The organism is Pseudomonas sp. MH9.3, from assembly GCF_034354675.1.
Classification (GTDB): domain Bacteria; phylum Pseudomonadota; class Gammaproteobacteria; order Pseudomonadales; family Pseudomonadaceae; genus Aquipseudomonas.
On sequence record NZ_CP133785.1, the window covers coordinates 597,853 to 609,583 of the forward strand.

The following is an 11,731-nucleotide window of genomic DNA, read 5'->3' on the forward strand; positions in this document are numbered from 1 at the left end:
ACGAGCTACCTGGCCACAACGAGCCCGGCTGCCAAAGCGTGCCCGTTCACGATGGACCTCCTCGGTCAACGTTCACGCTGAATAAAAGAACAGCTTCTTCGCCATCTCCCGCGAGACGTCGCTGCGCCAGACCCGTCCCACGACCTGGTTGTTCCGGGCTTGCTGCAGTTGCGCCTTGAATCCCAGATAACGCTGCTCCGCGCGTTTCAGATGCCCGGCGGTGTAGGCCAGGTCAGCGTCGGTTCCCCTGGCGTAGTGAAAGTGTGCATACCACAGCACCTTGTTGGAGGCTTTGTCGCGGATCGCATATTCCGTGAGAAAGTCCTGGGCCTGGGTCGCTGTGCGGGCGCTGACCCGTTGAATATCCACCTGATTGTCGCGCCACAGCGTAAATACCTTGTCGGACGTCGGCGCCTGGCGCTTGTAGGCGTTGTTTCGGTAGCGCTTGCCGGTGTCGCGCAGGTCCAGGGCTTCGGCGCGAAAGCCCTCGATGGCCGCCGTGATCGGCCCGGTGGCCGGCTTTGCGCGCGCAAGCTCGTTGCTGATGGACTCCAGCTCATCGGCCAGTTGTTCGAGCAGTGTGAACCATTCCTGCGGGTTCTTCTCATCGCGTAACGTCGCGTCATCCAACTGGCGCATTTCACGCTGAATCAGGCGCTCCCGATTCACCCGCTCCTGTTTGAGGCGGTTGCCGGCCTTGATCGTCGCACTAGCCGAGCGCCCGGCAGGCGGTCGTGTCGGTGGCCGAGCCGGTGGCGTCGCCTGGACTATTTCGACGTAATTGCCTTCCTCTGGATGTGCATGAAAGGTGCTGCTGACGGTGCCCGTTTGCGGGTCATGCAGGTCGATAAGCGCGTCGCTCGCTTGTGTGCGGGCATCACCGACCAGCGTGCCATGGTTGCGGGTTTTGAACACCCGCCTGTTGGCAGGCTTGTTTTTGAGTGGCAGCGCCCTGGGCAGCGGTACCTGGGTTTTTTCGAGGGTGTGAATGGCGGTGGCCAGGTCTTGCTCGGCGATGCTGCGCGCCTGTGCAAGGCTTGCCAGAAACATCTCCGGATAGGGTTGACGCACAGTGCTCGACCCCAACTCGTGCAGCGAGCGCATGGCGTAGGCCTGACTTTCGTAGTGCGTGATGACGTTTTCGTAGACTGAAATCTGTTCCTGCAGGGTAAAGCCGCGCACGATGCGCATTTGTAGATGAGAGATCAGCGCCGAGTAAAAGCGCGTGCCGTTCAGATGCTGGAGGAAAAAACCCTCGCTGTGATCGGGCGCCGGGCCACTGCGGTCGATAGCCAGCTCCACTTCGGTGCTCAGTAACTTGATCCTGTAGTTGGCGGCGTAGAACAACTCCGGCACGGTGATTTGCGCGTGCAGCTTGTCGCTCTGCGCGCTGCCCGCCGGCGAGAGTCGGGCCATTTCGTCCCACAGGGTTTCTATGCGCTCCGTGCATTCGATCAGCGCCTGGCTGTGCGCTTGCTCGCGTTGCTTTTGCGCGATAAATGTCTCGTAAACGCTGTTCTGTTCACGTGCCAATGCTTCAAGAGACCGTGAGGCAAGCGCGTCTACGTGCTCACCTTCAGCGGTAATCGCCACGTCCCTGAGATGGTCCTGCAACAGGTCGCGCACGGCACAATGTATCCGCGACAGCGTGTTCATCGCGCTTAATTGCTGCTCTTCATACAGGGGCGCTGCGTCCACCGCGCGAATCTGGTTAAAGCTGTCGAGCAACTGCCGTTGCAAGGGCACCAGTGCGTCCACGTTGCGCTGCATGAGGCGTAACGCCACTTCAAAAGCGACCTGGGTTGCGCGGGTTTTTTCCTGCCAGAACTGCTGCAGTTGCAGGTCATGCGTCTTCGGGGACGCAGACGTCTGGACCGTGTTCCACGCGTTTATCAGCGCTGCACGGTTTGACTCAAACTCGGCGCGGGTGTGCCGGGCCTTGTTGAACGCTTGCTCGTGGACGGCGCAGAGTTGATCCATCTGGTTGCCGATATCGGCCTTGCGGGCCAACAGTGGCGCCGTTCGGTCCTCCAGCGCCTGCCGGTAGGCGGCAATCCGTTTTTTCGGGCCACCCCCCGTCAGTTTCAGGCCACGATCCAGCGTCCAGTGCCCTTGGCCGTCGGTGCGCAATTTGATGCCGGGATGATCCGGTTTTAGCGGATGCACGACGAACACATCGCCGAAGCCCGGCACGATCTTCACCTGGAACAGCCGGCCAGCGACCGTGGCATGCCATTTTCCCGCGATCCTGAACAAGCCTTTGAAGGCACCGGTATCCACCGGAGCCAGGTGCTCTTTGGGCCATTCGACGCGCACGGCGGTGAGCTGTTCAAGCAGGCGCGCGGCAGAGGCATCCCGCGCCACTGACGTGTCGAAGTCCAGCAAGGTGTGACCGCTTCCCGGGGGCTCGGACGGCAGCGCAATCGGGCCTGGATCAATTACCAGCGTGGTTTCCGGCGGTCGACCCGATGCCCGGCGGATCGGGTCCAGCGCCAGCCCGTAGCGCGGTGAATCGGACCCTCGCGCAACGTCGACCGCCGTACCGGCATGCAGCAGCACCAGGGCGATGTTCAGTAAAAGATCAACAACGGCCTGCTCGCGGGTGATGGCGTCCGTGCTATCAAGGCCGGGAATGTCATGCATCAGACTGCTGCTCAATGACGTCATCCAGCCCACCAGCATGACCGGCGCACTCAGCGGCAGCCCCAACAGGGTGTTGAACAACAGCCAGCCGCCCTCCAGCACAATCGCCCAGCGGCTTTGAGCATTGGACACCGCTTCGCGCTCGGCCAGGTCCACCAGCGCCCGGGCGTTGCGGCCAAACAGATGCTGCATCAGCTCGCCGCCTTGCAGCGACTGGATAAGTTCTTCATCGGTCGCATCAGCCGCCAGCGTCGCGGGCCTGGGTCTGTCAGGTACGTCAAACGGGTCCAGGGCGGAGAAGTGCACGATGTGCGGTTCCTGCAAACCGCCGTGCGCATAGATCGGTCGTGCATGCTCAGGCAGCCACGCCAACACGCTTTCCTGCAGGTCGCCGGGTGCGGCGATGGCCGCCAGCATTGCTGAACGATCCGCGAACTGCCGCAGGGACTGCTCATACAAAGGCCTGTACAGAATATGCGGCCCCTTGCGGTTGTCGGTGCGTTCGATGACGAACATGGTGTCGACCTGATCGGGGGTGGCGCCGTCTTTTCTGCGCAATGCCAGCGGGCGTATCACGACCGCGTCGTCACCCACGATCTGTTGCACCGCGCTGGGCTGTACCAGGGCCGCGATGAACTGGTAGCCCACAAGGGTAAAACCTTGCTCGCCCTTGACCGCCAGTTCCAGCGCCGTCAACGCTAGCATCACCCTCAACGCTTCGCCAAACAGCCGCTGGCGTTCAACGGCCTCGGCAGAGGGAACCAACAAATGCTCTTTGAGCAAAAGCGGGTAGTGTTTGCCAATGTCCACGCGGCTGATCAGGTCCAGCAGATAGTCGGGTGTTGTCCAGGCCTGAATCAGTTGCCCGCCAGTGTGCCGAAGGGTCATTGTGCCCTTGGGTTTGCCGGACAGATTCTTCAATGCCAGGTCGGTCAGACTCATCGTCTGGCGCTCGATATAACCGCCGCCCAATGTGCCGACCGCCACCGCGAAGGTCAGCTCCAGCTCATCGGGTTGATAGCCCGGCGCCTGGGGCTGGTCCAGCCGCATTTGCCGGTGCAGCTGTTTTGCCGCGTACACCCGCAGGTTATCGATGCCATCGGACCACGATTTGCCCTGGCTGGCCTGGCGGTTCCTGGCCAGTTCCAGGCTGTGCCTGCGGTACGCCAATTGCGCGGCGGGCTTGGCACTGCTCAACCAGCCAGGCAGCGCCGCGTGCACACGCCGCAAGAATTGAGGATCGACACTGTGTGCGCCACTTAACCACGCGGCCGGATCGGTGACGCGCACGAACAGCGCGGCGAGTTCGGCTTTGCTGGTGCGCGCCGGCAACTGGATAGCGGCCAGATCCTCCAGCTGTTGATTCAACAGCAGTGCCGCTTGGGTGTCGAAAAAATTGCCGGAAGGTTCATAGCGTTTGAGTTTTATAGCGTCGGCTTCGAACTGCAGGCTCAACTCGCGTTGCCAGGCCTGGACGAATGCGTCCATCGACGGGTAAGTCGCGATCACGCCTGACAACCGGCAATGCAACACCCGTTGATCGAGCGTCACCAACAAATCAGGCGACAGCAATGTGCTGGACAGTGCGCCCCTGGACACCCGCGATTCGAGCACGTACACGCGCGCCGGGCTGAACGCCTCAAGGCCCAGGCGATCAGGATGATTGGCCATCTGCGTGAGGGTTTCAGCCAGCGTCGGGTCGACGGCGGCGTGGCTGATCGCGGCGACCCGCAGCGCCTCGGCAAGCCGGTCGCCCAACCATTCCCAGCGGCTGCCGCCGGCGGTACTGGCGCCATTCCAGTAGCGGGCCAACGCCTCCTGAAAGCCGATGGCGATAATCCCGGGCAGTTGCCGAACCACTCCTGCCAGCATGGTCATGTCTGGCCCGGTCGCAGCGTGCGAGTCACCGACCTGGGCGAAGGTGACCTTGCGCCGGGTGATGTCCACCAGGTGCGGCACACGGTCTGCGGTGCCGGTGTAAAAGTCCGGCGGATCACCGCCGGCCAGGTAATCGAGCACCACCTCCACCAGCCGGGTCAGGTCATAACTGCCTGCCTGATTCGGGAAGGCGACATACACCGCTTCGGCGGGGATATTGAGCGGTGCGGTTTTTTCAATGATCAGTTGATCCAGCAACTGTGCAATGACTGAGCGCAGCGTGGGGCGAGCACGAAACTGCGCTTGCACGGCCTGGCGCAGTGCTTGTGCGCCAGTGGAGGACTCAGGGAGCGTCATGGGTAGTCCTTTCCGTGTTCAGCCTGCAGTAGACGGGGCAATGCTCAGGAACAACCGGTCAGTTGGCGGCTCGATCAGCACATAGAGAATCTTGCCCAGCGGCTCGGCGCCGGCCTCCTGCTGAGCGCGCAGCCGGGCTTGCACATGCTGCTTGAGCAGATCCTTTTGCGTGAATTTGCGTTGCTCGGGCAGCTTCAGATGGGCGCGGGTATAAGCCGCGGGCGCAGCCTCGGCTGATGTGTAGTGAAAGTGCGCGTACCACAACACCACCGCAGGCTTGCGGGCTTTGTCGTACACCGCGTATTCGGTAAAGAAGTCTCCGCTCAAGGTGGGACGCAGCGGGTCTGCCTGGCTGGTCAGGTTGATATCGATTTCTTTATGGCGCCACAGGTAATCGATACCTTCCAGGGTTGGCCATTGTTGTTTGTAGGCGTCGCTGGTGACGCGCTGCGCCTTTCGAGTCATGTCACGGGCGTTCGCCCTGAAGTCATCGATCAAATCCTGTGCCGTCGGGCTGGCGAGGTGTTCGCGTGCGATCTCGTCAGCAAGTGCGTCAAGCCTGCTCGCTTGTCCGCCGAGCAGCGCATCCCAGTCCGCCGGGCTGACGTCTTGTCGGGTCAGCGGCGATTGCAGTTTCTGCTGCTCGGTAGCGATGACGCGCTCAAGCGCCGGCCGTTCCCGGATCAGCTGCAAACCCTGGTTTTTCAGGGTGGTCAGCGACTGCGCCTTCGGCGCCGGTTCAGGCGCCGGCGGCGTGTCCTGGCTGGACTGCGCCCAGCCGTCCGCCTGTTGGTCGTACCTTGCAATGGCTTCGCCTGTCATCGTGTCGGTGATGACAATGTGTGTGGTATCGGTCGTCGCGACTGCTGGCTGCAGTTCTCCGACGTAGTAGTGGTGCTTGCGGGTTTTGAATACCCGTTTTGTCGAGGCCTTGGGGCGCAGGTTGGTCGCAGTGGGGGGCTGGGTGTCCAGTTCTTCCTGTCGGCGTACCACCGTTTCCAGCTCGGTTTCGGCCAGCCGACGAGCACTGTCCAATTGCTTGAACAGGCGTTCCGACACAGGATGCAGGCGACCCGGGTTGATCGTCTTGAGTACTTGTGCGGCATGTTCATAGCGCCGGTACATGACCAGTACCGTGTCGTATACCTGGCGTTGTTCTGCCAGGGCATAGCCTGAACTGCTACGCACCTCGACATGGGACAGCACAGCTTTGGTCAACTCCATGTACGCCAGGTGTTCGACGTACAGCGCTTCTTGTGGCGTGCGTATCAGTCCGGGCTCGAATGGTTCCACCAGTATCCACGACAACGGGATCAGTGAGTTGAGCTTCAGGCTCTCAGAGGAGAAGTGCTGGGGATGCTTGATCCCGGCCAGCAGCGATTCCCGTATCGCACGGCCCGCGACGGAGTCTTTTTCAAGTTGATCCAGGGTGTTTTCCATGGCTTCGGAAAGCGTTGCCATGCGTTGCCACATGTCGGCCAGTTCAATCGCTCTGGTGACATGCTCGTTATAGGCAGTTGGGTTTCCTATCCATTTTTCCGGGAGCATGCGCAAAACCAGGTGTGACATCGGCTCTCCACTGCCGGTGAAACGCAGCGTATCGGCCCAGCCCCTCAGGTACGTGTGAATGGAAAACTGATCACCCCAAAGGGTGTGCAGTGTTTTGGCCCGGTCCCGGACGTGAACCCCGGCGCCCCCATACTTTTCCAGAGACCGACCCACTTCAACCAGCTCCAGACGCAGCGGCAGCACCTGGTCATAGCGTTTTTGCAGCGGTTCCAGCAGCGCTTCGTACTGGTTGCGCAGCCTGGCGTAACCCTGCACCTCAAGTTGATGCCTTTGCAGCAGCGCGGGTTTTTGTGCGACGTCGGCGTGCTGGAGCAGCTTCCATACTGTTTTGAGCGTATTGCCCTGTTTGATCAAGTTCTCGTAGGCTGTCTGCATCCGCATCATCGATGCATTGAGCTCATTTATTTGCGGGGTGATTTCCAGGCCGAGGGACTCCATTTGCGCGACCATTTCACGAGTCTTGCGCTGGTTTTCCTCGCGCAACTGCGCAATACGTTTGGGGCCACCGCCCAGCAGCTTCAAACCGCGATCCAGGGTCCAGTGGCCCTTGCTATCGGTTCTTAGCTTGATGCCCGGATGGGCGGGTTTTTCGGGGTGAACAATAAATACCTCACTGAACCCTGGAACGATCTTGACCCGGAACAACAACCCGCCAACCGACGCATGCCAACCGTTATCGATTTTGTACAGACCCTTGAGCGCGCCGATTTCGATGGGAGCGGGAACAGGGTCGGGCCAGGCCACTTTGTAGTTCAGCAGTTTTTCCAGCAGCCGCGCGGATGCGCCGTCGCCGGCCACTGAATGATCGAAGTTGACCCGCGTGCGACCGCCACCCGGTGGTTCGGAGGGCAGGCCGACCGCTCCGCGCTTGATCACGGGCAGTGTTTTTGCCGGCGGGCCCGCCGTGCGCCGCAGTGGCAGTCGGGCGATGGCCGACTGATCAATAGGCGGCCGCTGCGTTGCGGGTGGAGCCGAGGCTTGATGCACCAGCACCATGGCCGTGTTGAGCAGCAAATCGATCCATGCCAGTTCCCGCGCAATTGGGTCGTCGCTGACCAGCGCCGGCAAGTCCTGGGCAAGGCTCTGGACCAGTTGCATAAACCAGCCCACCACCGCCGCCGGTCCGCGCACCAGCATCAATAAGGTATTAAAGCCCAGTTGCGCGCCTTCCAGAATCAGTGCCCAGCGGCTTTCGGTATTGGAGGTCGACTCGCGCTCGGCTTGCTCCAGCAGTTGGCGCGCCTCGCTGGTAAACAGGTACTCCATGAGCTGGCCATTGGTCAGCGACTGCATGAGTTCGTCGTTGCTCTCATCATCGCTCAACGCCAGTATCGCCGGTGCGGGCACGGCGGGCAGCGGATCGAACTCCGAACCAATGCCACCGATCCGCACGTAATGCGGCTCGTTGAATCCGCCGTTGCTGTAAATAAGACGGGCGCTGTCACCCAGCCACGCGAGGACACTGTCCTGCAGCTCGCCCGGCTTGACGATGGCCGCGAGCAATTGCTCGCGGCTGCTGAATTGCAACAGCGACTCACGATAGCTGGGGCGGTACAGCAAATGTGGGCCGGCCTGGCCATCACGCGGCTCGATGATGAACATGTGCTGCACCCCATCCGCCTTGGCTCCGGGCTTGCGTTGAAAGGCCAGCGGGCGCATGACGATGTCGCGGTTATCCACGCAGCGCTCGGCGCGGCTGGCAGCGACCACGGCGGTCACATACTTGACGCCCATCCAGGTAAGGCCCGCTTCGTTCTTTATGGCGTGCTCCAGCGCCTGGCTCGTCAGCTCAAGCGGACGTTGGGCAATGAACCGGCGTTTGCGTTGCTGCGCCTCATCGGTGTCGCCGAGCAATTGGCGACGAACGTAGTTGGGGTAGTTCAGACCGATATCCACCCGTTGTACCAATTGCTCGATGTAATCGGGCGTCAGCCACGCTTCAAGGGCTTGTCCGGTCGTGTCACGCAGGGTCATGGAACCGCGCGGTTTGCCCGACAGGTTTTTCAGGGCCAGGTCCACCAGGCTCATGCGCACCGTTTCGAGGTAGCCCCCGCTGAGCGTGCCGTACGGTACGGCAAAGGTCAGTTCCAGGTGGTCGGCGCTGTAGGTGGCGGTGTCGGTTTCACAGGTGCGCTGGTTGGTCAGCCAGGCATTGCGTTCCAGGCACAGCTGGTTGTCCAGATGGCGACGAGCATAGGAACGGATATCGTCCAGACCCGTCAGCCAGGTTTTACCGTCTTCCAGCCGCCTGACGCTGGCTTGTTCGAGCAGGCAGCGACGATAGGCCAAACGCAGGTCGGGCGAGGCCTGCCGCAACCAGTCGGGGAGGGCGGCCTCGACCGACAGCAGGGTCTGGCTCGGCGCGGTGGATACGTCGCCCAGCCGCGCGGCGGGGTCGGTCAGCGATTCGAACTGCGCTTGCAGGCGATCCGCCGAGGTAGCGCTCGTCAGGTCCAGGGCCGCAATGTCATCGAGCTGGGCATCGAGCACCAGTGCAGCCTGCACTTCGAAGATATTGCCGTCCGGTTCATAGAGTTGCCAGGTGAGGCTGTCGGCGGTGAACTGTTCTGCAATGCGCCGCCCCCAGGCTTCGCCAAAGGCATCCAGGCTGGGATAGGCTTCGATGCGGCCCGACAGGCTGCAGAGCCACGCCTGTTTACCATCGACCAATACCAGGTCGCTCGATTGCAACGTGACCTGGATGTCGCCTTGAACCAGGCGGGTTTCCACGCTGTAGGCATGCAGCGAAGATTCTGGCCCGGCGCGCTGGCTGCGGGTTTCGCGCGCAGGGTAGTCGGCCAGGTGAATGAGTCGTTGCAACGCAGAGACATCGCCGCTCAATTGGCGGATGGCTGCAGCGCGCAGTTGGCCCTGCAAAATACCGGCAAACCACTGCCAGCGGCTGCCTGCGGCGTCGCTGGGCATGTTCCAGTAGGCGGTCAGCGCGTCTTGAAAGCCCACCTGCACGATAAACGGCAGTTCGCGGATGACCGCTTCCACCACCGCCAGGTCGTAGCTGTGCGTGCCGTTTTGTTCGAAGACCAGCCGCGTGCCGCCGGCGTCGCTCAGGTAAGCGTCGAGCCCGTCGCGAGCAGTGAGGTCAGGGAAAATGCCGCTGGCGAGGTAGTCAAGCGCGACCTCAAGCAGTGGCTGCAAACTGCGTCCACCGCCTTCACGGGGCAGCGCGAGGCGCAATCGGGCAACGGGCAGCGTCAGCGGCGGGTATTTTTCCACAAGGTGGTCGGCAAGCATCTGCGCTACCACCGAGCGCAACGTCGGTCGTGTGCCGAACTGCGCGTGGACGGCACGCTTGATCAAGTTGTCGGTCATGGGTATTCCTTTACGAAAGAGAAGGGGATCCCTTTACGTTACGGCTCGCAATGCCGCGCGGGCGTTAGCCGGTTACCGCCACCCTCTGATGCGCCAACTCGCCTATCATGTGCACTTTCTCTTTGCCGATGACCGACTCGTAATGACTGCCGACAACCTCACCACCGTCCTTGCCACCGCCGACATGCTTGAAATTGACGGGCTGCACGCCTTCGACTTTGCGCTGTCCAAGGAACACCTGCTGATCACCGCCATGGACGGCCACGCAGAAAAGCGCTGGACCTTCAGCCTTCAGCAGGTGGAAAACGCCACGTTTGATAACACCCTGCAAAGCTGGACCCTCTGCAGTGACTCGGGCGAGCATCGCCTGATCTGCATGAGTGCTATCACCGGCAACAATAACGATGAGGACGACGAGCATGATGATGCGTAAATTCTGGCCGCTGCTGATGGCGGGCAGTGTCGGTGCGATGTCGGTGCAGGCTGCACCGGCCGACACCCATGACCTGCTGGTGGGCAGCTACACCGCTGGCAGCAGCGAAGGAATCTACCGCCTGCAGTTCGACAGCCGCACCGGCCAGTTCAACGGCAAGCCGGTGCTGGCGGCCAAGGCGGCCAATCCGTCCTGGCTGACCCTTTCCAAAGACCAGAAGCGTCTCTACGTGGTCAACGAAAATGGCCCGGGCCAGCAGGATGCGGTCGGACGCGTCAGCGGCTACAGCATCGACCCGCAGAACCATCAGCTCAGCCTGATCAACCAGGTGCAGAGCCTGGGCAATGAGCCGACCCATTCCAGCATTGCGGCTGACGGGCGCTATCTGTTCGTTGCCAACTACTCGGTACTGGAAGACCCAGGCGGCAGCCTGGCGATTCTGCCGCTGGACGCCAGTGGCAAGCTGTCGGCACCGGTGCAGATGAGCGGGCACCCCGCCAGTGGCGTAAACCCTGAGCGCCAGGCGTCCAACCATGTGCACTCGGTGGTGTCATCGCCCGATGGCAACTACGTGTTCGTGCAGGACCTGGGTGCCGACAAGATGTTTGTCTACCGTTACGACCCCAAGGCCAACCACGAACAGCCCTTGACCCCGGCCAGGCCGGCGTCGGTGCAACTCCCTGCCGGCAGCGGTCCGCGTCATCTGCTGTTCAGCGCCGACGGCAAGCATGCCTGGCTGACCACCGAGATGAGCGCCCAGATTGCGGTGTTCGATTATCAGGACGGCCAGCTCACCCAGACCCAACTGGTGGATTACGCCACCGGCCAGCCGGTGACCGACAAGGCCGGTGCGGCGTTGCATGCCTCAAGTGACGGCAAGTTCCTGTACGTGAGCAATCGCGGTACGGCCAATCAACTGCTGGTGTTCAGCATCGACCCAGCAACGGCGCACCTCAAGCAGATTCAAAAACGCTCCGTCGAGGGCGACCACCCGCGTGAATTCAGCCTGGACCCGAGCGGCAAGTTCGTGCTGATCGCCAACCAGAAGAGCAATGAAATCGTGGTGATCGAACGCGACCCGAAGACCGGCCTGTTGGGTAAAACCGTGCAGAAACTGCCTATTGATGCGCCCAGCGACCTCAAGTTTCTGCTGCGTCAATAAGCCACAGGCCCCGCAACGCGGGGCCTGAGCTTGTCTATTAATTCTGTTAATAGCGGCTACTGTTTCAAAGCATTTCTAAGGTTCAACCCTCGGGCGTACGTTGAGTCCCAAGGCCTTCCCCGGCCACTCAACCAAACGAACACGAGGGTTACCGCCATGAACTTGAACCTCTTCTCCATCATCGCCGCTTCTGCTGTTTCCGCCACTGTTGCCTTGCCAGCGGTCGCCAGCGTGGAAGTCACCGACAAAAAATCCGGCACCAGCGCCTACACCCAGAAGTACCTGCAACAAAGCGCCAACTTCTATGCCGCCCTGGATCACAAGACCCTGCGATAAGCTTGAACTGAGCTCCCACATTT

At 61.4% G+C, this 11,731-nt stretch carries 5 protein-coding genes; 3 read left to right on the forward strand and 2 right to left on the reverse strand.

Annotation, left to right across the window (positions count from 1 at the left end; translation table 11 throughout):
• Nucleotides 1-72: 72 nt before the first annotated feature.
• Nucleotides 73-4,878 (reverse strand): hypothetical protein, encoded by a 4,806-nt coding sequence (locus RHM60_RS02395; protein ID WP_322213473.1) that lies wholly within the window; start codon nucleotides 4,876-4,878, stop codon nucleotides 73-75.
• Between the two features lie 18 nt (nucleotides 4,879-4,896).
• On the reverse strand, nucleotides 4,897-9,777 hold the full coding sequence (locus RHM60_RS02400) for a hypothetical protein (RefSeq protein ID WP_322213474.1): 4,881 nt from the start codon (nucleotides 9,775-9,777) through the stop codon (nucleotides 4,897-4,899).
• A 142-nt stretch (nucleotides 9,778-9,919) separates the two neighbouring features.
• Between RHM60_RS02400 and RHM60_RS02405 the strand changes: the two genes are divergently transcribed.
• From RHM60_RS02405 to RHM60_RS02415, 3 genes are all read left to right on the forward strand, one after another.
• Nucleotides 9,920-10,210 (forward strand): DUF5629 family protein, encoded by a 291-nt coding sequence (locus RHM60_RS02405; RefSeq protein WP_322213475.1) that lies wholly within the window; start codon nucleotides 9,920-9,922, stop codon nucleotides 10,208-10,210.
• Nucleotides 10,197-11,372 (forward strand): lactonase family protein, encoded by a 1,176-nt coding sequence (locus RHM60_RS02410; RefSeq protein ID WP_209981598.1) that lies wholly within the window; start codon nucleotides 10,197-10,199, stop codon nucleotides 11,370-11,372. The genes RHM60_RS02405 and RHM60_RS02410 overlap by 14 nt, the downstream gene beginning before the upstream one ends.
• Before the next feature lie 156 nt (nucleotides 11,373-11,528).
• Complete coding sequence (locus RHM60_RS02415) at nucleotides 11,529-11,708, forward strand: hypothetical protein (RefSeq protein WP_322213476.1); 180 nt, start codon at nucleotides 11,529-11,531, stop codon at nucleotides 11,706-11,708.
• The last annotated feature ends 23 nt before the right edge of the window (nucleotides 11,709-11,731 follow it).